The sequence below is a fragment of the Bacteroides celer genome (genome assembly GCF_002632415.2).
Lineage (GTDB): Bacteria > Bacteroidota > Bacteroidia > Bacteroidales > Bacteroidaceae > Bacteroides.
This window is the reverse complement of sequence record NZ_CP178209.1, coordinates 5,167,971-5,191,547: the sequence shown is the minus strand read 5'-3', so window position 1 is coordinate 5,191,547 and position 23,577 is coordinate 5,167,971. Positions and strand designations below refer to the sequence as shown.

Below are 23,577 nucleotides of genomic sequence, written 5' to 3'. Positions count from 1 at the left end.
AACGATAACGACTTAAAATTTTGAATGACATGAAATTAAATAATATTATGATAGCTTGTGGAGTCTTGTTCTTAGGAACGACTGTATTTACAGGTTGTAGCGGTGATGAAGAATACGATGTGGATGGTATCTCTTACACACGTGTATTTCTTGAGAGGGCAGGTTCGGTTTCTGACGGCACTGTCTTGGCAACTCCTGTAGGTACTGTTGTCTCATTTAGTGATGCCATGTTGTTGGCTAAAGTGACCTCTCCGGTTGCAACCAATATTCAAGTAACTTTTTCTGTGGATAATAGTCTTGTAAAAACGTACAATGATAGCCATAATACGAACTACAGCCAATTGCCCGATGGAGTATTGAAAATGGATAAGACTACACTCACCATCCCGGCGAATGCATATTCGTCAGAAGAGTCTCTGGTTTTGTCTGTGGATGAAGAGGCTGCGAAAGCTTTGGATAACCTGGATGGCTATTTGGCTCCTATTGTTATCTCTTCTGTGGACAACGGAAGTGTTCGTCCAAGTTCAGACGCTTTCGTTCGTTATGTGCACATTAATTATGCAAAGACAAATTCGTTGATAAATGATGAAGCCGATGCTTTTGCAGGAACCAAAGCGGATATAGCTTCCTTGTCGTGTATTGCGGCTACTGATTTGAATCCGGAAGAATTCTCTGGTTTGGCAGCTGGTGGTTATTACGCACGATGGAATTTTATATCAGATGTAGATAAAGATGCTTCTTTCATCGTTGATTTTGGTGGTACTCATAAGGTTGCAGGTTTTTATATTGATAGTTATGTAATCAGTAATGCCTATGTGGAAATAAGCATGGATAATTCTAAGTGGGTTGAATTGGGCAATACATCAGAACATGATGAATTGGCCGAGTATGACTATACTACTTATGAATATAAACAGGAATTTGTCTTGTATGCGCCTGTTCAAGCACGTTATATGAGGGCAACGCTAAAATTGGACGATTCTCAATATGGTGGCTATTATTGGCAAAAAGATCGTTGTATCAGAGGATTGTCAATTTATTATGCTGATTAAAAGTAAGGTTCCCTCATCTATAAAAAGAAATGGTAAGATGATTGTTCCCGGTATGTCATACTTGGGGTGCAACAGGATGTATTTGCTCTAATCATTTCAGTTACTCATTCTATGAGTTTGAACATTTAAACTACTACGTAGTATGCGGTCAGCTATAAGCAGGTCATAGGCTCATTACTACGTGGTAGTTTTTTTTGATACTCTATTCGATTCTCATTAAATACTTATATCATTATGATTGCTAAAAATCTTAAGTTGCAGTTCCTCCTCTTGTTAATAGCGGGAAGTGGCAGTCTCTTTGCTCAACAGTCGTCCGGCTTCCCCTATAAGAATCCATCATTATCCATAGATACAAGAGTGTCCGACTTGCTTTCTCGTATGACATTGGAAGAGAAAGTCGGTCAACTCCTTTGTCCTTTGGGCTGGGAGATGTATGAAATAAAGAAAAAAGATGTTTTTCCTTCTGATAAATTCAAGCAACTCATAAAAGACAGAAATGCCGGAATGCTATGGGCAACCTATCGTGCAGACCCGTGGACGAAGAAAACATTGTCAACCGGACTGAATCCCGCCTTGGCTGCAAAGGCAGGAAATGCCTTGCAGAAGTACGTGATGGAAAATACCCGTTTGGGAATCCCCTTATTCCTGGCGGAAGAAGCGCCGCACGGCCACATGGCAATTGGTGCAACCGTTTTTCCAACCGGAATCGGAATGGCTGCTACCTGGTCGCCCCAACTGATCCGTGAAGTAGGAAAAGCAATCGGCAAAGAGATACGTTTGCAGGGCGGACATATCAGCTATGGACCTGTGCTCGATTTGGCTCGTGATCCGCGTTGGTCTCGTGTAGAAGAAACCTTTGGTGAAGATCCGGTATTGACGGGTGGAATAGGAAAAGCGATGGTGGAAGGGTTAGGAGGCGGCGATTTGTCACGTCCATACAGCACATTAGCTACTCTCAAACACTTTCTCGCCTACGGTATCTCGGAAAGCGGACAGAACGGAAACCCCTCTTTTGCCGGTATACGTGAGCTGCACGAGAACTTCCTGCCCCCGTTTAGGCAAGCTATCGATGCCGGTGCATTATCAGTAATGACTTCTTATAATTCGATGGACGGTGTTCCCTGCACAGCCAATCACTCTCTGTTGACCGAACTTCTTCGGAATGAATGGAAATTCAGAGGAATCGTTGTTTCTGATTTATACAGCATAGAAGGTATTCATCAAAGCCATTTTGTTGCGCCCACTATGGAAGAAGCAGCAGTTCTTGCATTATCAGCCGGAGTAGATGTGGATTTGGGAGGCGATGCATATATGAATCTAATGAATGTTGTAAACACAGGTCGTATCAGTAAAACAGCACTTGACGCTTCTGTCGCCTGTGTTCTACGGTTGAAATTTGAGATGGGGCTGTTTGAAAATCCTTATGTAGATCCTGAAAAAGCAAAGAAAGAAGTGCGCAGTGAAGAATCTGTAACTTTGGCACGCCGGGTAGCACAAGCTTCAATCACGTTGTTGAAGAATGAGCACTCTTTGCTTCCGTTGAACAAAAATAGGAAAGTAGCATTAATCGGACCTAATGCAGATAATCGCTATAATATGTTGGGGGATTATACCGCTCCGCAGGAAGAAGCAAATATAAAGACTGTCTTGGATGGAATCAGGGCCAAACTTTCTTCGTCGCAAGTGGAATACGTGAAAGGCTGCTCCATTCGTGATACTGTGACAACTGATATTGAACAGGCCGTTGCAGCCGCCCAGCGTTCCGAAGTCATTATTGCCGTGGTGGGAGGTTCCAGTGCCCGTGATTTCAAGACCAGTTATAAAGAAACGGGTGCGGCCATTGCCGACGAAAAGACGATCAGCGATATGGAATGTGGCGAAGGGTTCGACCGTGCAACACTCTCTTTATTAGGAAAGCAACAGGAACTGCTCAAAGCCTTGAAAGCTACCGGAAAGCCATTGATAGTCGTTTATATTGAAGGCCGTCCCTTGGATAAAAACTGGGCATCAGAAAATGCAGATGCAGTATTAACCGCTTATTACCCGGGACAAGAAGGAGGAATTGCCATTGCCGATGTTTTATTCGGTGATTTTAATCCGGCAGGACGATTGCCATTCTCTGTGCCCCGTTCCGTCGGACAGATTCCACTCTATTATAATAAGAAAGCTCCTCAAAGCCATGATTATGTAGAAATGTCTGCTTCTCCGCTTTATCCTTTCGGATATGGTTTGAGTTATACCTCTTTTGATTACTCGGATTTACATCTGTCAGTTTTAACACCACGTTCTTTCGAAGTTTCATTCAAAGTCCGGAACACAGGAAAGTACGACGGTGAAGAAGTAGCCCAACTTTATTTGAGAGATGAATACGCTTCAGTAGTGCAACCGTTGAAGCAATTGAAACACTTCGCACGTTTCTATTTGAAGAGTGGTGAAGAACGGGAAGTGAAGTTTGTTTTATCCGAAGAGGATTTCTCGCTTGTCGATCGGAATTTAAAGAGGATTGTGGAGCCGGGAACTTTTCAGATAATGATTGGCGCTGCTTCCGATGACATCAGATTACAGACGAAAGTGGAGATAAAATAGGAGATACTATCTTTGGCAGTTCGATATGTTCTAAGTACATTTGTTTCTTCTAAAAGAAATGAATGTTCAAGATGAATATGGAAGAAAGTAATAACGGAAGCAAGAAACTGCAAATACGTAATAGTACGGCTGAATTTCTTATTTTTCAGATAGAGAATAAAGAAGAAGGCATTGAAGTGCTTTATCAGGACGATACTTTGTGGCTAACCCAGGATGCTATTGCTCTTTTGTTTGATAAAGGTCGCTCTACTATTGCTGAACACTTGCAGAATATCTTTCAGAGTCAGGAATTACAGGAAGATTCAGTTTGTCGGAAATTCCGACGAACTGCTTCTGATGGAAAAAACTATGCAATAAAATATTATAATCTTGATGCCATCATTTCAGTCGGTTATCGCGTCAACTCCGTGCGCGCCACTCAATTTCGGCAATGGTGTACATTTATACTTCGGCAGTTTGCCATTCGTGGATATGTCATTGATAAAAAACGAATGGAGAACGGATCATTCATCAATGAAGATTACTTTGAGCATTTGCTTGCTGAAATTCGTGAAATACGGCTAAGTGAGCGACGTTTCTACCAAAAGCTAACAGATATTTATGCTACTAGTATAGACTATAATCTCAATGCTCCGACCACACGTTTGTTTTTCAAAAAGGTGCAGAACAAAATGCACTATGCAGTTCATGGGCATACAGCTGCAGAGCTTATTGTAGAGCGTGCCAATGCGGAAAAAGAACATATGGGGCTGACTACGTGGGAGAAAGCTCCTGACGGAAAGATTGTAAAAACAGATGTGTCGATAGCAAAGAATTATTTGAAAGAAGAAGAACTGGAGTCAATGGGGCGGTTGGTCAATGCTTTTCTGGATTTGGCAGAAGACCGGGCAAAACGCCACATTCCTATGACGATGGAGGACTGGGCGAAACGCATTGACAAATTCTTGGATAGTGATGACCGCCCGGTTTTAAATGATTCAGGAAAAGTTTCTACCGAACAAGCGAAAGACTATGCGGAAACTGAATTTGAGAAATACCGTATCATTCAGGACTGTTTGTTTCAGTCTGATTTCGACAAGTTTAATACTGGTGATACACTAGACTTTGTGGATGAAATTAAATAAGATTACCTCTATTCATCTATGAAACCAAAATATCAAATTTAGATCTCATAATGATTTGTACCTGTTTTATTGTCATACTGTCAGGATTATGTACAAGTAGATGAATATCAACGTTCTATCACCTGACAATAACCATTGATAATAGGCTGACAATAAAATATCCAGACTTCTATTGTCAGCCTTACTTTTATCTCTTATGATAGCTTTATAACCTGATAAACAGTACCTTTATAAGTATGCTTCGAAGGAATACCGCATTTTTGCAGCAATCTCCCGAAGTGATATACTTTGTTATCAGACAATGACATACCGCTTTTCTTCTTCAGATAATTCAATATTTCAACCGGAGTAAGAAATTCCCCTTCCTCTTTCGTTTGTGCAGTCTTGAAATACTGATAAAACAACTGCAACATAGCCGGTGTCTGCTCAAACTCACGGTTGTTTTCTGTCATAATCTGCTCATCCTCACTGTCAAACCAGTAGCGTTCGCCATGATGAATCTCGTGCATGGCTTGTGCATAAAGCTGTTCATAATCTATCGGCTGTGTAGTGTCGATGTTTCCCGTCACTTCAATACAAATGAAACGGCGGCTTCCCGAAGGATCAGTCAACAAATCCTTCTGATTGCTTGTACCGATAAATGAAGCATACCGTTGCAATTCAAGTACCGAGCGACCGTGCGGTTTCCGTAGATTGACCACAGGCTTTTGAAGAATATGTTTCAGAAATCCCTGTTGTGGCAGAGTTATCTGGTCAAACTCATCGATGTTGATGAGCGCAAACCGATTCAGATACAGTTCTGCATCTCGTTTATGGCTGAAATCAATGCTGTCTGTATAGTAAGCGCGAAGCGCAGGCGGAATCATTTCACGGCAGAAAGTTGATTTATGAGTTCCCTGTCGGCCCACTAATATGGGCGACGTATTGTTTGCGTGCATTTTATCTACCCCTCTCCAATGTGAAACCATATTCAGGAACCAACGGTGGAAAAGCAATTCCCAATGCGGATTTTTGCAAGGGACCCTGTTTGCCAAAGCATGAATACGGTCTTTGCCGTCCCAATGAGGCAGATGAAACAAGAATTCTTCCAACGGATTGTAGATTGGCACACGGTTGGAATGTAAGTATCGGTCTATGTCCCTGTCCCATACGCCAATACCTTCGGATTGGGCATCAAGCATGATACTGTTTTGTGCCCGTTTGTCGATGGAATGAAAATAAAACTGAAACGAGAAACGCTCCCGGTATTCCACTTCCCCGATCTGCGTATTATAACGGAACTCATAACGACGGTTCATAAATTCGTCCATCTGCAGGCTAAGGCGTTGCTCTTTAGTCAGGCAGTTGCTTTTGTGCACTCCCTTACATTCCTTATATACGTTTCTTATCATTTCGCGTATCAGCATCGGATTTTTTCTTTTGTAATAACGCATGATGGTCCGTCGAGTTACCTCTTCTTCCGGGATGCCGGAGTAGTAACAATTTTCGGCAAGCGGGACTACTAAAGTTTGCAAATCATGATCGTTCCGATGCCAGTCTGTTTCCATTTCTTCGAATGTCTTCCGCAATGCTGCTTCATAAAGCAATGCTACTGTATCTTCCGTGTCATACCCCGGCAGTGCTCGATTCAGTGGAGATGCTTCAGTGCTCGATTTCTCATGATAAGTCATCTCGCCGGGCATACCGATGGGTTGTGAAAGATAGAAGGGGACAGGGGTGGGACGATAAATCAAGTCCGGATCATAACTAAGACGTGAGAATTGTTCCAGTTTCGGCTCTTTCAATAGAATGTTGAAGGGAAGTTGAGGCTGATAACATTTAATGGCAAGCCGGTAAGCATGTGCCTGAAACACTTCGGCTTCTTCCGTTGTTTGCGGTAAAGTACCGTCCGGACGGGTGAAGCAAGTCCATATCTTGACGCTTTTACCACTTGCTCCCATAAAAGCCAGCATTGTTTGGGGAAGTTCGGCTGCCTTTTGCTTCACGATTTCCACTTCTGTCTTTCCGGCTAGCGGACCGATGGTCAGTTCTACAATGCCATTGTAGGTTTTCATTCGCTTCACTCCGTTCACTCGCCCGAAGGCTGCTGCGGGAATCACTCGTGGTAGTTTGTTGGCGAGGGAACAAGGCTCGTCGGGTAGAACAAAATGCAGGGCCTGACGTAATCCGGTTACCGGGCGGAGCTTGGTTTCTTTTTTCATTTTTTCTATCAGCAGGTCGATGTCTGTCACGCTTAGTGCCTCCGTATCTCCGTTTTCCCTGATTTGTGTAATCTTCATTTTTCTTCTCTTGATATTTAATGAGAGTAAGTGTTTGTTATTGGTTTCAAAGGTACGGATAAGGTACTTGTAAAACAAACTATTTGCGCTTTATCGCGATAAAGAATGTGCTTTCTTGTTATACTCTATTCAAGAAGGCGGACTTGAAACATTAACAAGTAAGTAAAGATATGCTCGCCACTGTGTATTGTTGCCTAAAGACACCGTTATTCTTACGTTAACTTACCGGTATTGGTAGTTCGCCACGGCCGTGACGAGATCTTCCCACGGCCGTGGTAGGAATTCGTCACGGCTGTGGAAAGAAGTCACCACGGCCGTGGGAAGGTGAAGATACCGTAGCTTTAGCTGAACAATACTGCTGCCTTAGCTGAACAATGCTGTAGCTTTAGCCGAACAATACCTGCTTCTTTAGTGAAAGATACCAGATGCGCAGCATTCAATTAACGGGGGCGACATTCGCTTCGTAGCGAGTTTATATTTCTTATACGCTCTTTGCTAATATTGAACTTCCTCTCTTTCAATACAAAACTTCCTGTATTTATTTCCGTATTTCCACTTTGTTTCGAAAAAAAAGCATATCTTTGTCATACGCTTTCTGTTCATCAGCGTGATGAAATAGGTAAGAAGCGTTTTTTTATATTTATAAATAGGAATATTTACGACTTATCCCTCGTATTTGAAATCTAGCAAGTTTCTGTCCGTAGAGGGGTGGTTCAACAGATATTCCACGTGAATGGCCGTATGTCAACATATCGATGAAAGATGTGTTATATATACACAATTAGCGTGGATGTCTGTTGTTATCATTATCTTTCGGACGGGTTTGCTAGGCCTCAAATACGGATAATGGTTCAACAGCATTCACGCTTTTTTTGTACCCGGTTGGTTTCATGATCCTTATAAATCCCCAACCCCAATCTCCTGTCCGCCCGGAATACAAAAAGCGCGAATGTTTGTTGAATCAACATCAACAGAGCACTATTTATTCCTTGTTGTATAACAAATTAAAAACAAACACTATGTCACAATGGATTAGCATAGAAGCGGCAGCCGAGAAATACCGACTCGAAAAAGAGTATATCTGGCTCTGGGTGGAAATGAAAAAAATCACAGTGTCTTATGAGAACGATACAGTTTCCATAGATGATGATAGTATCCAGCAATTCATAAAACGGACTAAGCTGGGAATTACGTCTGAATATATCGATGAGTTAGAGCAACTTTGCATGGAAAAAAACAAAACCAGCAGATTGTATGCTTCACTCTTGAATATGCGGGATCAGGAATTAATGGCAATTAGAGGACAAAGTTCGCGACTGGACGGTTTATGGAAAATGGTGGAGGAACAATACGAAAGACTGCGATCCTTCGAGAAGAATTCTATGTCGGACAACGCTATTTGTAGCAAGTGCTGGATCAGAAAGATATGCAGGAGATTGAAACGAATTCTATAATTCTGCTGTGAATTTAATCTATTAAATAACAGGCTGACAATAAAAGTACGATCTTTTTATTGTCAGCCTATTGTCATAGCTTATTGTCAGGGTGCAATGAGTTGCTAATCACCGTATTATCCAGCCAAAACTCCTGCTGACAATAAGAACCCTCCAATTTATATGTAAACCTAAAACCTATGAAACTTTTCTGTTATTAATTACACGCATGGCCGCAGTATAGTATTCGCAAGGAACAGAAATCAAAATACTGTTTAAACCATTGTCTTTCGTTGACACTTGAATATAAGCTGCATTCAACAAACTCTTTACGCTGGCTACCTCCCAAGGACTACCAGCAAAAACTTTGACTTGAGAAATCTTTCTACTTGTAATCATGATCTTTATAGTGTGTTTTTGTTTTTACTGCGACAAAGATAAGAGAGAAAAGCAACATAGAGGTGCAATATTGTTTCATATATAGTATACAAATGATTCATTGAATCAGGATTTGTATTAATTGACCAGTTTTTTGCGTTAATAAGAGTTGTTTTCCCTCACATCATTCATTTCTTATTTTGCGTATTTGTTATTGTTTCTACAAGGCTATTGATATAAACCTCTATATTATCATAGGCAGTACTTAGATTTCTTCCGTTTGCATCATATTTGTTGGGGTTCAATCCGTTGGCGGTTTCCCATTCGTCAGGCATGCCGTCATTGTCAGAATCGGTAACTTGTGGCAATGATTTTAATGTTGGCCATGCGCTCCAGTCGCTACCAGCTCCGGAAGGCTTTAGGTCTTTCTGACTATCGATAAGTCCGCCCTTAGGATAATTCTGACTTTTCCAATGGATGATACCTTTGTCGCAATGTTCACAAGGACCGTTCGGGCAGGGGGCATCTCCTAATCCGTTGTGTTCGTTCTTTCCGATGAATTGTGCCGTTCCTGTGCGTGTCTCTTCAACGATACGAGTATCTATATCATCTCGTTTGAGACTGCAACCCGCATATTTCAACACCAGTTCGTAAGCTTTTTGTGCCGTGTGGGTAGTTACCGCATCTACTTCTACCGGAGTATCCCGTTTCAGTTCATCGAGAGAGTGACCGGTGTTGTTACGGATACCAGTCCAGTTGTCTTTGTTCACTTTTGCGGCGGCTGCTTCTGTCAGTTGGTTTCCCGCCTCGAAGTAATTCCGGCTGATATGATACTGTCCCAATACCCCTTTGATTGGTGCAAAATCTCCATCAGAAGAGCTGATGTCGATAGCCATCACACGGTTGGCCACTTTGGCATCCGTAGCGGGTCCGGGTTTGTAGTAGTTGTCCACAATGTTAATACCCATTGCTGCGCCGCCATAACATCCGTTACCGCTCCAGTTATAAATAACATTATTACGCATATCAGTACGTTCCTGACCTTGATATTTTACTCCGGAACCGAAACGTGGTGTACGACTGTCATGGTGGGCCATCAGATTATGATGATAGGAAGCGTTGACTCCTCCCCAAATACCGCCATATCCATGAGGGCCTTTGGTATGTCCCGATAAGCGGAGACTTTCTGAAATAATACACCATTGCATGGTAAAGTTAGTATTATCATAGAATGAAGCACATTCGTCAGTGCTCCAACTGATGGAACAATGGTCAATCATGATATTGTTTTTCTGGCGTCCTCCCAGAGCATCTGCACCGTCGGAAGCCGAAGAACCCAGCAAATCCGTATCTCCCATCCGGAAACGCAGGTATCGTAGAATTACATTATCGGCCGATACATTTACTGGAAAGTGAGCCAGGCAGATACCGTCTCCGGGAGCTGTCTGTCCGGCTATCGTGACATCACCGTTCCGAATGTCCAGTGTCGATTTTAGATAAATGGTGCCGGATATACAGAAGACAATTATACGAGGCTCCTTTTGTTCGATGGCATACCGGAGGGTACCCGGTGCTTTGGAGTCTTCCAGGGATCTGACAATATATACCTTTCCACCTCTTCCTCCTGTAGTGTTCATTCCTCCTCCTTCAGCTCCGGGAAAGGCATATGCTGTTTCTTCTACTGGTGGAGATACGGAGGGAGAATCCGGTGGAGTCTCCTGTTCTTTATTTTCTTCATTGACTGAAGATGTGGAACAGGAGGAGAACGATTCTACTTGTGTGGCAAACAGTAGTGCCACGAAAATGAATTTTACCTTGTTGTTTTTCATATCTTACCTGATTTTTTATAAAGTGTGATGATAGTGATACTGATACAAATGTAAGTGGATAGAATTTGATAGACAACTGGTTGCATAGATAGTGCACCAGATTGCACAAAAAGTCCGCAACTTTTGAATGATATTAAAAAAGTCCACGCAAACAAACAAATAGTGAGAAAGTATTCATGTTGTTCCGTATACTTTTGTAACGTGAAATAGTAACTGCTCAAGGCAGGACGACCAAATAATAATGGAATAAGAATCTATCATTAAGAATATAACAAATAATTTATGAAAGCACATTTATTTTCAAAGATGTCCCAAGGACTATTGTTGTTATCAGCTTTGCTGGCAACAAGTTGCAAGGAAAGTAGCAATAACTTTTTTGTTCCCGACCATGAAGCCCCTTCTTTGGTGTCTGTAACTCCTGCAAATGGTGAAACGGCCGAAGAAAACAATACGATTCTGCTTACTTTTAACGAGTATGTGAAAGCGGGAGAAGGGAAAGCGAATTTTAATGGCGAGGAAGTGGAGTTGACTTTCAAAGGTAAAACAGCGTCTTACGCTTATACTGCTTTGGACTATAATCAGGCCTGTCAGTTCAGCCTCCCCAAAGGTGCAGTCATAGACTTTCAGGGAAATGTATTCGAAGGTGTCAGTATTCAGTTTACAATCAGAGAACGTCCTCAACCGGAAGCACGCATATTTGATGCGGTGGTCAGTCCTGACGGAAAAGGAAACTATACCAGTATACAGAAAGCAATAGATAATGTCCCCTCGAAAAGAACAGAACCCTGGCTCATTTTCGTGGCGAACGGAACGTATGAAGAACAAATTATTATTCCTGAAGACAAACCGTATATTCATCTCATCGGACAGGATGTGGATAAGACAATTGTCAAGTTACGAATTAACAGCTCAACCGAAGCCAGTGCGACTGATCCGGATGTGTGGAAGTACTCTTATAAGAACTTAGGAAAAACGGAAGCCGCTATGGTATCAGTGAAAGCTACGGATTTTTACGCAGAGAATATATCTTTTGTAAACGGATATGGCAAAGAATTACAGAAAGGTCCTATGGCATTGGCAATGTATACCCAGAATGACCGCAACTCATTCAATAATTGCAAATTCCTCTCGTACCAAGACACTTGGCAGACTGGGCCTAAATCGGATAACGGCAGACTGTATGCACAGAATTGCTGGATTGAAGGAGCCGTTGATTACTTTTATGGAAATGGAAATTGCTTTCTCGAACATTGCACCTTTTATAATATGAGGGATGGCGCAATTATTGTTGCTCCTTCTCATAAAGTAGGAACACGTTGGGGATATGTGTTGAATAATTGCATAGTGGATGGAAATGAATTGGCTGATACAGAAAGAGTCAAGTTGGGACGTCCCTGGCATAATTCTCCGATAGCTGTATATCTCAATACGATTTTTAATATAAAGATAGCTCCGGAAGGATGGACGGATATGGGAGCTATTCCTCAAATGTTTGCTGAATATAACAGTAAGGATAAGGAGGGGAATACTGTAGATTTAAGCCAGCGTAAAACGCAATATACCTATCAGGATGAACAAGAGAATCCGGTGACAGGCATTTGTCAGGCTGTCCTTACGGCAGGTGAAGCAGCTCGGTATACGTATGAAAACGTTGTTCGTGAGGGCGATAATTGGGACCCGAAGAAATATATGGAACAAATATCCGCACCGGAAAATCTGAAAAGAGAAAACGGTATATTAAGTTGGGATGCTTCAAAATATGCAATTTGTTATTTGGTAATTGCGAACGATGAAACTGTACAAATAACCAAGGAAACGTCTTGTAATGTTGAGGAAGGAAAGACATATCAGGTGAAGGCCGTTAGTGAGTATGGGTCTTTGAGTGAACCTTTAAAAGAGTGATGACAATTAAAACTTTAAAATATGAAAATGATAAGTAAAGTATTCAGTTGTATGTTGGCTTTTTCTTCTCTGTTGGGGAATGTGGAAGGACAAAACATCTATAGAATATGGTATGACAAACCCGCTTCTTATTGGGAAGAGGCACTCCCGGTTGGTAATGGACGGATTGCGGCAATGGTGTTCGGTGATCCTCAACTGGAACAAATACAGTTGAACGAAGAAACAGTGTCAGCGGGCTCTCCTTACCAGAACTATAATGAAGAAGCAAAAACGGCTTTGCCGGAAATGCGCCGGTTGATTTTTGAAGGAAAGTACGAAGAAGCGCAGAACATGGCGGCAACGAAGATTCTTTCACAAGTGGGGAATGAAATGCCTTACCAGACAGTGGGTCGTCTGAATATCCGTTATCAAGATCACAAAAAAGTAAATAATTACTATCGTGATCTGGATATAAGCAATGCAGTAGCTGTGACTCGCTACGAAGTAGACGGAGTGGAATTTACCGAAGAAACATTTGCATCATTTACCGATCAACTGGTTATCAGGCATATCAAAGCATCCAAACCGGGAACAATCAATTGCGAATTGTTTTTTAATACCCCGATGAGAGATCCGAAACGTAGTATTTATGGAAAGAAAGGTTTGCGGCTGGAAGGTATTACGCATGGCAGCCGTTATTTTCCGGGTAAAGTGCACTATTGTGCCGATTTGGATGTGAAACATAAAGGTGGGAAAGTGATAACTGCCAATGACACGTTGCTTAGCGTTCAAGGAGCCAGTGAACTTACATTGTATATCTCGATGGCGACTAACTTTGTCAACTATAAAGATATATCGGGCGATCCGTATCAACGGAATAAAGCTTATTTGAAAAATGCAGCGAAAGATTATAGTAAAGCGAAAGCCGCTCATATTGCTGCTTATCAGAAACAATTCAATCGTGTAACTTTGGATTTGGGTGAAACTTCCCAAGCCAATAAGCCGATGGATGTACGTATCAAGGAATTTTCTTCATCCTATGATCCGGCATTGATAGCATTGTATTTCCAGTATGGACGTTACTTATTGATTTCATCTTCACAGCCCGGATGCCAGCCCGCCAACTTGCAGGGCAAATGGAATCATAACCCGGGACCTCCCTGGAGCTGCAATTATACAACGAATATTAATGCTGAAATGAATTACTGGCCGGCGGAAATCACCAACTTGGCCGAACTTCATAAACCATTCATCCAGATGGTACGTGAATTGAGCGAGAATGGGCGTGAAGCTGCCAGTCGAATGTATGGTTGTCGTGGCTGGGTGTTGCATCATAATACGGATTTGTGGCGTATGACGGGTGCAGTGGACCGTCCTTATTGTGGGACATGGCCTGTGGCTAATGCATGGCTTTGCCAGCATTTATGGGACCGTTATTTGTTTTCCGGTGATAAGAAGTATTTGGAGGAAGTATATCCGATGATGAAAAGTGCTTCGGAATTCTTTGTCGACTTTCTGGTACGCGACCCGAACACGGGTTATCTGGTTGTCACTCCTTCCAACTCACCCGAGAATTCTCCGCACTGGATAAAGAAGAAAAGTAATCTTTTTGCAGGAATCACGATGGATAATCAGTTGGTTTTTGATTTATTTTCAAATACATGCGAAGCTGCCAAAGTGCTGAACGCAGATACCGATTTTTGTGATACATTGAAGAATATGCGCCGGCAGTTACCTCCGATGCAGGTAGGGCAGTACGGACAATTGCAGGAATGGTTTGAAGACTGGGATCATCCTAATGATCGTCACCGGCACATCTCTCATCTTTGGGGGCTATATCCCGGTTATCAGATTTCTCCTTATCGTTCTCCGGTACTCTTTGAAGCGGCAAAAAACACATTGATACAACGGGGAGATCCTTCTACCGGTTGGTCAATGGGATGGAAAGTTTGTTTCTGGGCCCGTATGCTTGATGGAGACCATGCTTATCAGTTGATAAAGAATCAGCTGACTTATGTCAGCCCTGAAATACAAAAAGGACAGGGAGGCGGAACGTATCCTAATTTATTCGACGCGCATCCACCTTTCCAAATAGATGGTAACTTCGGTTGCACGGCTGGTATTGCCGAAATGCTGGTGCAAAGTCATGATGGTGCGATTCATCTGTTGCCTTCGTTGCCTTCAGAATGGAAGAGCGGGACAGTGAAAGGGTTGCGTGCCCGGGGAGGTTTTTTGATTGATGAATTGACTTGGAAGGACGGTAAGCTGGTAAAAGCTGTGTTACGTTCGGAAACCGGAGGCAATCTGCGCCTGCGCTCTTACTGGAAATTGGCTGCTGAAGGAGCATTGTTGAAACAGAAGAAGGAAGAGGAAGCGAATCCGAACGCATTATTTAAAGTACAGCAAATCTCACGCCCGATGATTAGTGAAAAAGCGCCTTTAAAAGGAGTGACATTACGTGATACTTATTTGTATGATGTGGATACACGCGAAGGAGAGGTGATTATTGTTACAGTAAAATAAGATATTCTATATAAAAAGTCCACGCTTTTGCATAAATAATGAGTGGAAAACAGATGTAAAAGTGTGACTTTTGTAACATCAAAAATGAAACAAATTAATCAAGATAATACTATGGATGTACAAAGACATTTATTTTTGAGAAGATGCTTTGCGTATATATGTTGCTTGCTCTTGTGCTTTATAACGGCGACAACAGTATATGCACAGAAGGTATCTGTGAAAGGAACGGTGGTGGATACCAACGGCGATGCTATTATTGGTGCTAGTGTGAAGGTGTTGAAAAAGTCCTCCGTCGGTACAATTACCGACTTGGATGGAAATTTCACTTTGTCTGTTCCCGAAGATGCAACAAAGTTGGAAATTAGTTTTGTAGGAATGAAATCAGTTGTTGCGACTGTGAAACCGGGCAAACATCTGAAAGTTGTGTTGGAAGAAGACAATCAGACTTTGGACGAAGTGGTAGTGGTAGGATACGGAACCTCACGTCGCGGAGATTTGACCGGTGCAATTTCTTCAGTGAGTGAGAAGGTTTTGAAGGATATTCCGATAACTTCTGCGGCTGCGGCTATTACAGGAAAACTGGCAGGTGTGAATGTAGTGGCTACTGATGGATCGCCCGATGCAACAATCCAGATTACAGTGCGTGGTGGTGGTTCTATTACCCAGGACAATTCACCGTTATATATTGTTGACGGTTTTCAGGTGAGTAATATCAATGATATTCCTCCCGGTGATATTCAAAGCATTGATGTTTTGAAAGATGCTTCTTCTACCGCCATCTATGGAGCTAAAGGTGCGAACGGCGTTATTCTTGTTACTACAAAAAGCGGTAAGGCGGGAAAAACAGAAATCTCATTCAATGCTCACTGGGGTGTCAGTAATGTGTATAATCTGACGGGGGTACTTTCACCTTACGAATACTACTGTTATCAGAAAGAACTTGATCCGGGCACCTCTCTGACCAGTAGCATTAATTCGATGTATGGACGTTGGGACGATCGCAATATTTATCGTTCGGTAGAAGGCAAGAACTGGCAGGATAAAGTATATGGAAACACCGGATTCAAACAAAGCTATAATGTTGGTATAACAGGAGGAACGGATGCTACATTGCGTTATAATTTGAGTTATACGCGGGATGATGAGAAGTACATTATGCTCAACTCCAATTATGTGAGGGATAACTTGAGTGTGAAGATGGATAAAAAGTTGAGTAACAAATTGAAGTTTGAGTTTTCTAGCCGTCTGACTAGAATGGTGATTGACGGTGCGGGTACCAATGGAGGTAAATTGAGAGATGCCGTTCTTTTCTCGCCGATCAACAGTCTTGCAAGCATAGAAGCGGGAGATGCTTTGGGAGGTGAGATAGATTACTCGGATGATGCATTGTTATCATCATTGAATGATCCTGTATATAATACAGTGAATGAGTATAAGAAACAAAACCAGTTTTCTATGACTTACAATGCCGGATTTAACTGGGAAATTGTTAAAGGATTGACTTATCAGCTGAAAGGTAGTTACGCATACACTTATAATTATACCGATAATGTCTGGTTAAAGAAAACCGGAGAGTCTAGCTCCAATGCCGGTCAGCCCGTAGCCAAACGTACGGATGAGAAAGGTGCACGATGGAACTTGCAGAACATATTGAGTTACCGGTTCTCTCTGAAAAAGAATCACCGCCTTGATCTGATGGCCGGACATGAAATGGTGAGTAATTACAGAAATCAGATGATTGCCTCATCCAAATATTATCCTATGGATTTTACGGCGAGCGAAGTGTTGGCTATGTGGAACTATGGAGAATCCCAACCAACGTATACCACTATTGGTGAACCTTCCCGTACGGCATCTTACTTCGGTCGTTTAAACTATGCTTTCAAAGATCGGTACATGTTCACTTTTACAGCCCGTGCCGACGGAACGAATGTGTTCGCTCCTGAAAACCGTTGGGGATTTTTCCCGGGTATGGCATTGGCATGGCGTATTTCCCAGGAAAAATTTATGAAGCAGACGGAAGACTGGCTGGATAATCTGAAACTTCGTGTGAGTTACGGGTCAGTTGGTAATGCGCGTGTCAATTCATACTGGAGACAGGATTATAAAATGGAATCTTCTGCCAATAGGCAATATTATCTAAATGAAACAGTACAGAGTGCCCTGAAATTGCAGAACACCTTGCGGAACGAGAATCTGACTTGGGAGACGAAGTTATCCTCTAATGTGGGAATAGATGCCAGCCTCTTTAATAGCCGTTTGAATGTGACGGTTGACTTCTATAATGATATAACGAAAGATTTAATCTTACGCATGGATCTTCCTTCAAATTCGGGATATGAATATCAGTATCAGAATGTAGGCCGCAGCACGAACAGGGGAGTTGAACTTACGCTTAGCGGAACGATTATCAATAGTAAAGATTTCTATCTGGGAGCTAACTTCAATATATCATTCAATAAAAATATAGTGAATAAACTGGATGGAACGGCAACCGTATTGAGTGCGCAATCCAACTGGCGACCGGATATCGGCTCTGATGATTTTCGTGCTATTGTAGGTCAGGCGGTAGGACAGATTTATGGATTCGAAGTAGAGGGCTTTTATTCTGTAGACGACTTTACGTTTGATGAGAATACGAAAAAATGGATACTGAATAAAGGGGTAGTAGACGACAGGGCTTTGTTCTCTAACGACTTGCCTAACTTTGGTCCGGGCTTTATCAAACTGAAGGATCAGAATAATGACGGTGTGATTGACGCGGATAATGACCGTAAAGTGATCGGTAGTGTACAGCCAAAGCATATTGGCGGATTCGGGCTGAATGCTGCATGGAGAGGGTTTGACCTGGCGGCTATGTTCAATTGGTCGTATGGTAATAAAGTATATAATGCCAATAAGATTATGGCATCCACTCATACGAATCGTAAATATAATAATATCAGGGATTTTATGAGCCTGGAAAACCGTTGGTCGATTATTGATCCGGAAACGGGTGCCAATGTAATGTATGGTAATGATGCTAATCCGGAGCGCTTTGTTGAAATCAATTCCAAAGCCTCTATCTGGATGCCTATGATGGGGCGTACGCTTGTGACGGACTGGGCGATTGAAGATGGTTCTTTTTTGCGTTGTAGTAACCTGACGTTAGGGTATACGCTTCCGGTTACTGTGACTCGTAAGCTAGGAGTCAAGAATCTGCGCGTGTATGCTACGGCCAATAACCTGTTTTGCTGGACAGCTTATTCCGGACAGGATCCTGAAGTGAGCACACAACGTTCTACCCCTTTGACTCCGGGTGTGGATTATTCTGCATATCCGAAAGCACATTCTTATGTATTCGGTCTTAATGTTACTTTTTAATACTTGAAAAATGAAAATACAGAAACTATTTTTAGCGGTTTTATCCTCCTCTGTGTTATGCACTTCGTGTATGGATAATTTTTTGGATACCGAAAGTCCTTCTATTCCAAGTGATGAGAATCTGTTTAAATCGACAGCTCTGACGGAAGCAGCCCTGATGGGTGTGTATGCGACAATGACGGACACCTATATATATGGTCAGAAACTGTGTGTCAACTGGCAGGGAGCTTCTGACGTGGAGGTTGGCTCGGGTGCGTTTTCTACGGAAAACTATAATTCGACACTTCGTGATGAAGGTGCTGGCAATTTTTATGACGATAATTATAACCGGAATACCAGATGGGACAAACTTTATTATCTGGCAGAATCCGCCACTACTATCGTAGATGGTATACGTCGGTCCACGTTGATGCAATCTACTTCGGACAAGGCTGCCATGCGTAGATATTTAGGAGAGGCATTAGCACTAAAAGCGTTAGGCTATTTTGAACTGATCCGTTATTGGGGAGATGTGCCATATAAAGAGCATGCGTCTGAAAGCGGATTGGGAAATGTCTATATAGGAAAAGTGGACCGTGATATTGTTTATAATTATATCATAGAGGATTTGAAAGAGGCAATTGAATATCTGCCTTGGATGGGAGAAGAATCATATACGGTAGAACGCATGAATAAAGGTTTTGCCAAAGGACTGCTGGCAAAAGTAGCGCTATTTGCCGGAGGATGGTCTGTACGGGATGGAAATCAGTTTCCGGACTTGGATGTGGAACATCATCCGACCATTCCGGAAATGAACGGATATTTCGTCGGTCGCCCTAAAAACTGGAAAGACTATTATGAGCTGGCTGCCAAACAGTGTGCGGAGATTTTGGGAGCGACTGATAATCCTCATGAGCTTGATCCCAGTTACGAGAATATTTGGTCTACTGTCAATCATCTGGAATACAACAAGTATAATGAAAACCTGTTTGAAGTTGCTTTTGGTGAAGGACAGAATGGAGATGTGGGTGCCACGATGGGATACAACCTGAGCAGAGGGGTTTTTAATACCACCCAAGGTATGGGAGGGGCAGGATATGCGGCTACTACTGCTTACTATTTTTATTCATTTGATCCGGCAGACACCCGTCGGGATGTTACTTGTGTTTTCCAGGAATATATCAATGAGAATGGAAAAAATAAGGAAGTTATTCGCTGTAACCCATTAGGAGTGGCTTGTGGTAAATGGCGTTGGTATTGGATGACTGATAATTATATGAAAGTCCGTTTCCCGAAAGCTAATTCACGTATTGCTACTGGTATCAATTGGATTTTGATGCGGTATTCAGATATTTACCTGATGTTTGCAGAGGCTCAAAATGTATTGACAGGACCGGATGCAGTTAGTCCGATTGCCGGTATGTCTCCCCGACAGGCTTTGGAAAAGGTCCGTGAAAGGGCATTTGGTACTGGTGCTCCCGAAATAACACAGTATGATGCCGACTTCTTTACGGCCATTGTCAATGAACGGGCATGGGAGTTTGGCTGTGAATCTATCCGTCGTCAGGATTTGACACGTTGGGGATTGTTGGCGGAGAAAATAGAAGAAATGAAAATCGGTCTTTGTATGCTGTATGATTATAAACCGGTAACTATTTTTGGAAAGACGTATCAAGTGAATGAGATACCGAGAAAAATCTATTATAAATATGAAGACTCGGATAATCCGGAATACATTGATATGTCGTCCGTTAACTTCAATGAGGATATGGGAACCGGAACTGCTTCTGCATCAAAAGGACAGTATGAGTGCAACTGGATCAGCATGCAGGTGACATTGAATAAGGATGGTGATATAAATGCAACCCTGAATACTAATTATGTGAAAACAATGGCTAGAATATTGGTTTGCGGTACAGGTCTGAATGCGTCTTATGACTATTCAAATTTGTTTGGTAGGTTGAACTGGGGCGGTGAAGCCGAAGCGGAGTTCCGTAAATATTCTGTTGGTAATGGAGTGTGTAATTATCGCCATGTATTCGCTATTTATTATGAGGATGTCAATAAGACTCAAGGGTATGTTTCTAATTCGTATGGTTATAAATAATTAATGGTAGGAAAAGATGAAAAGACTAGTTAATAGATTATCCGGAGCATGCCTGTATGTATTGTTGGCTTTGGTAGTGGGTATGTCTTCCTGTGAGGACGATGCCAATGACTGGGCAGTTGATAAGAGCTATGATACTTTGTTCCGTCCGTTGACGTTCGATAAGTCGGCTACCGATGCGACTTCGGTTACATTAAGATATTCGCAGATAGTGAATGCAAAGGTCTATATTTTTGAGTTTTATACGGACAGTCTGGAGTTTAATGCGGAAAATTATGTAAGAACAGATACGATTCTGAAAGATACATTGACTGTATTTTCAGAGAGTAATACGCCTATGAGGGTGGAATATCGTACTTTGTTTCAGGAGTTCAACGGTTCTACGCAATATTCTGTTCGTATGAAAGGAGAAGATGCGCAGGGAAAGGCAAGTACTTATGTCAGTGTAGCATTTAAAACTCCGGATGAGCAATTATTTACCGGAGTGGAAGTTACAGCTAATTCCGCAACCTTGACATGGGAAGAAACGAACAGGGTGACTCATCTGACGTTGGCTCAAATGGTGGATACGAAATATGGTGAGGAGAAACAGATTGATTTGACTTCGGAAGATATAGCCGCTTGTTCGAAAACACTCTCCGAATTGGAGAATGGAGCGACCTATCGTGTTCGGATTTATAATAATGATGCATTACGTGGTTCGTATGTATTCAAGACACTTGGATTGGGTGGTAGCGAAATCCTTTTTGTGGAGGCTACGGAAACCGGAGTCATTGATTTAAGTACATTGTTATCTAATTTTGTGAAAGAGAAAGAATGTAGCAATGTAACTGTCCAACTTACTCCGGGGGCGGTGTATAAGGTAAGTGAACTAAAGATTCCGGGATTGGATAATATATTGTTTACCAGTACGGAAGCTAATGAAAATAATCGTCCACAGCTTATTGTGACTAATAAAATATCATTGGCTTCTCCGATACAGTCTCTGTCATTCGAGTTTGTTTGCCTGAATGGAAATGGCGAGGCCAGTTATATGACAGATTGGAAAAATAGTTCTTATGCCCAGTCTATTTCATTTACAGGATGCGCCATACAGAATATAAAACGCACTCTTGTACGTATTGGTGACGGAAGCGGTGTATTTATGACGGATATTACGATTGACAATTGTATCGTGTCCGAAGTTGGTACGGACGGATATGGAATGATTAATTTCGGAAAGAATCTGGATCAGTTGGATAAGATATCCATCACGAATAGTACATTGATTAATATTGGTGACCAGTTGATGGACGTGAAAGGGGGAATCGGTGATGTGATATTGGAAAACTGTACTTTCTATAATTCTATGGATGCTAAGAAGGAATTGCCTAAAGTTTTCCGTTTTGATAATGCGGCAAGTACTCCGCCTTCTCCGAAATCTGCGACAATGCGGAATTTGATTTTCTCCGGTCCGAACAAAGGAAAGAAAATGAATAGTGGAAATGGTGCTTATGACATTTTGAACTTCTCTGATAATTGTTATATCACCTCCGACCTGCAGGAAGGCAATAACAGGTTTGAAGAAATAACGAGAATAAAACAAAGCTCGGATGACTTGTTCGTTGATCCATTGAACGGTGATTTCCATATTAAACCGGAAGCCGGGTTTGCCGGAACGGGTAATGCTGGTGATCCACGTTGGTATTAATTGATCCTATAATTGTTAGGTATAAAGAATATCATGAAGAATATTGTATTATCAATTTTATTGATGAGTGCCTGTGCAATGATTTATGCACAGGCGGACTCATCGCCTTATCAGGCTATTGTAGCTGTTGATGGTAGTGGAGATTATAAAACGGTTCAGGAAGCAATCAATGCTGTACCTGACGGACAGACGAAACCTTGGTTGATTCTGATAAAGAATGGCTTGTATAATGAGCAGGTGATTATCCCTAAGAATAAGCCATACGTACATTTAATAGGCCAGGATAAGGATAAGACCATTATTCATTTAAACTTGAATGTTGGTAGTAAACTGACCGGTAAAGAAATAGGTGGAAAAACAGCTTATTGGGAACACTCGGTTCATAATCCTTCCTCTCCAGTTTATAAATACGAGGGATCGGTAGTGGTGGTAAAAGGAGACCACTTTTATACGGAAAACATTTCGTATGTGAATGACTGGGGAGTTTTATCAGATAATGGTCCGCAGGCTTTGGCTATGAATAGTCAGGCAGATTGTGCTTCCTTTTATAATTGTAAGTTCCGTTCTTTTCAAGATACTTGGATGACTGCCAATAATGATGTCAGTCGGCACTATGTGAAAGATTGCTGGATAGAAGGCGCGGTAGACTATTTTTATGGTGGTGGTGATGTGTTGCTGGAAAACTGTACGCTTTATAATGTACGGAGTGGAGCAGTAATAGTGGCTCCTTCCCATAAAGATGCTAAATATGGTTATGCTTTTCGTAATTGCACTATAGATGGAAACAGTGAAGCGGCTGACGGACGTTTGAAGTTGGGGCGTCCATGGCATAATAATTCGAAGATGGTGTATATCAATACCATCATGCTTATCCCTGTCGCTGATGAAGGATGGACGAATATGGGAACGGTTCCCGGGATTTTTGCCGAATACAATAGTCGTGATGCACAGGGTAATGTGTTGGATTTAAGTAAACGCAAAACGGAATATCAATATAAAGACCGCCAAACTGGTAAGGAAGTATCGGGTACCTGTCAGGCAACTATAACGAAAGAGGAGGCGGACAAATATACGTACGAAAATATGATTCCGGGTAATGATGGCTGGAATCCGCGTATTATGATGGAGAAATTAGGAAGTCCGCGCAGTCTGGTTTATCAGCAAGGCACTCTTAAATGGAATCCTGTGAAAAATGCGATCGGATATATTGTATATGATGGAGAACAGATTCTCGGGACGACTACTGATACCTCTTTTCCGGTGTCGGAAGTGAATTATGCTTTGAAGGTATCTGCCGTGAATCAATATGGAACGCAAGGTAAAAAAGGTGTATTGTAATTGAATATAGAAAAC

13 protein-coding genes are annotated in these 23,577 nt (G+C 42.0%); 10 read left to right on the top strand and 3 right to left on the bottom strand.

What is annotated here, in order from left to right; translation table 11 throughout:
• The first annotated feature begins 29 nt into the window (after positions 1-29).
• From CJF29_RS20950 to CJF29_RS20940, 3 genes are all read left to right on the top strand, one after another.
• Positions 30-1,052, top strand: coding sequence for a BT_3987 domain-containing protein (locus CJF29_RS20950; protein ID WP_099145944.1), 1,023 nt, complete (start codon positions 30-32; stop codon positions 1,050-1,052).
• 234 nt (positions 1,053-1,286) lie between these two features.
• Positions 1,287-3,638 (top strand): glycoside hydrolase family 3 N-terminal domain-containing protein, encoded by a 2,352-nt coding sequence (locus CJF29_RS20945; RefSeq protein WP_176553093.1) that lies wholly within the window; start codon positions 1,287-1,289, stop codon positions 3,636-3,638.
• Between the two features lie 62 nt (positions 3,639-3,700).
• Complete coding sequence (locus CJF29_RS20940) at positions 3,701-4,762, top strand: virulence RhuM family protein (RefSeq protein WP_099145945.1); 1,062 nt, start codon at positions 3,701-3,703, stop codon at positions 4,760-4,762.
• Between the two features lie 194 nt (positions 4,763-4,956).
• Here CJF29_RS20940 and CJF29_RS20935 read toward each other — a convergent pair whose 3' ends face one another.
• Complete coding sequence (locus tag CJF29_RS20935) at positions 4,957-7,041, bottom strand: BT4734/BF3469 family protein (protein WP_099145946.1); 2,085 nt, start codon at positions 7,039-7,041, stop codon at positions 4,957-4,959.
• Positions 7,042-8,060: 1,019 nt separating this feature from the next.
• On the opposite strand from CJF29_RS20935, the gene CJF29_RS20930 reads away from it, so the two are divergent.
• Positions 8,061-8,495 carry a hypothetical protein gene (locus CJF29_RS20930; RefSeq protein ID WP_074556730.1) on the top strand — a complete coding sequence of 145 codons (435 nt, stop codon included), beginning with the start codon at positions 8,061-8,063 and terminating at the stop codon, positions 8,493-8,495.
• 177 nt (positions 8,496-8,672) lie between these two features.
• Here the strand turns inward: CJF29_RS20930 and CJF29_RS20925 are convergent, their stop codons facing one another.
• A complete protein-coding gene (locus CJF29_RS20925) occupies positions 8,673-8,873 on the bottom strand; it encodes a DUF2007-related protein (protein WP_004299812.1) in 201 nt (66 codons plus the stop codon).
• A 167-nt stretch (positions 8,874-9,040) separates the two neighbouring features.
• Complete coding sequence (locus CJF29_RS20920) at positions 9,041-10,681, bottom strand: pectate lyase (protein ID WP_099145947.1); 1,641 nt, start codon at positions 10,679-10,681, stop codon at positions 9,041-9,043.
• Positions 10,682-10,963: 282 nt separating this feature from the next.
• Here CJF29_RS20920 and CJF29_RS20915 point away from each other — a divergent pair, with 282 nt between their 5' ends.
• From CJF29_RS20915 to CJF29_RS20890, 6 genes are all read left to right on the top strand, one after another.
• The gene (locus CJF29_RS20915) at positions 10,964-12,583 is read left to right on the top strand and encodes a pectinesterase family protein (protein ID WP_074637345.1); all 1,620 of its coding nucleotides are present in this window, start codon (positions 10,964-10,966) and stop codon (positions 12,581-12,583) included.
• A 21-nt stretch (positions 12,584-12,604) separates the two neighbouring features.
• Complete coding sequence (locus CJF29_RS20910; protein ID WP_099145948.1) at positions 12,605-15,085, top strand: glycosyl hydrolase family 95 catalytic domain-containing protein; 2,481 nt, start codon at positions 12,605-12,607, stop codon at positions 15,083-15,085.
• 111 nt (positions 15,086-15,196) lie between these two features.
• Complete coding sequence (locus CJF29_RS20905) at positions 15,197-18,448, top strand: SusC/RagA family TonB-linked outer membrane protein (RefSeq protein WP_099145974.1); 3,252 nt, start codon at positions 15,197-15,199, stop codon at positions 18,446-18,448.
• A 10-nt stretch (positions 18,449-18,458) separates the two neighbouring features.
• A complete protein-coding gene (locus CJF29_RS20900; protein ID WP_099145949.1) occupies positions 18,459-20,534 on the top strand; it encodes a RagB/SusD family nutrient uptake outer membrane protein in 2,076 nt (691 codons plus the stop codon).
• A 16-nt stretch (positions 20,535-20,550) separates the two neighbouring features.
• Positions 20,551-22,224: a DUF5123 domain-containing protein gene (locus CJF29_RS20895; RefSeq protein WP_099145950.1), complete on the top strand. Its 1,674-nt coding sequence runs from the start codon at positions 20,551-20,553 to the stop codon at positions 22,222-22,224.
• Between the two features lie 33 nt (positions 22,225-22,257).
• Positions 22,258-23,562 (top strand): pectinesterase family protein, encoded by a 1,305-nt coding sequence (locus CJF29_RS20890; protein WP_099145951.1) that lies wholly within the window; start codon positions 22,258-22,260, stop codon positions 23,560-23,562.
• Positions 23,563-23,577: the final 15 nt, after the last annotated feature.

Bases quoted from the DNA above. Each gene is read 5' to 3' on its own strand.
- CJF29_RS20950 (WP_099145944.1), top strand. From the start codon at position 30: ATGAAATTAAATAATATTATGATAGCTTGTGGAGTCTTGTTCTTAGGA.
- CJF29_RS20945 (WP_176553093.1), top strand. From the start codon at position 1,287: ATGATTGCTAAAAATCTTAAGTTGCAGTTCCTCCTCTTGTTAATAGCG.
- CJF29_RS20940 (WP_099145945.1), top strand. From the start codon at position 3,701: ATGTTCAAGATGAATATGGAAGAAAGTAATAACGGAAGCAAGAAACTG.
- CJF29_RS20935 (WP_099145946.1), bottom strand. From the start codon at position 7,041: ATGAAGATTACACAAATCAGGGAAAACGGAGATACGGAGGCACTAAGC.
- CJF29_RS20930 (WP_074556730.1), top strand. From the start codon at position 8,061: ATGTCACAATGGATTAGCATAGAAGCGGCAGCCGAGAAATACCGACTC.
- CJF29_RS20925 (WP_004299812.1), bottom strand. From the start codon at position 8,873: ATGATTACAAGTAGAAAGATTTCTCAAGTCAAAGTTTTTGCTGGTAGT.
- CJF29_RS20920 (WP_099145947.1), bottom strand. From the start codon at position 10,681: ATGAAAAACAACAAGGTAAAATTCATTTTCGTGGCACTACTGTTTGCC.
- CJF29_RS20915 (WP_074637345.1), top strand. From the start codon at position 10,964: ATGAAAGCACATTTATTTTCAAAGATGTCCCAAGGACTATTGTTGTTA.
- CJF29_RS20910 (WP_099145948.1), top strand. From the start codon at position 12,605: ATGAAAATGATAAGTAAAGTATTCAGTTGTATGTTGGCTTTTTCTTCT.
- CJF29_RS20905 (WP_099145974.1), top strand. From the start codon at position 15,197: ATGGATGTACAAAGACATTTATTTTTGAGAAGATGCTTTGCGTATATA.
- CJF29_RS20900 (WP_099145949.1), top strand. From the start codon at position 18,459: ATGAAAATACAGAAACTATTTTTAGCGGTTTTATCCTCCTCTGTGTTA.
- CJF29_RS20895 (WP_099145950.1), top strand. From the start codon at position 20,551: ATGAAAAGACTAGTTAATAGATTATCCGGAGCATGCCTGTATGTATTG.
- CJF29_RS20890 (WP_099145951.1), top strand. From the start codon at position 22,258: ATGAAGAATATTGTATTATCAATTTTATTGATGAGTGCCTGTGCAATG.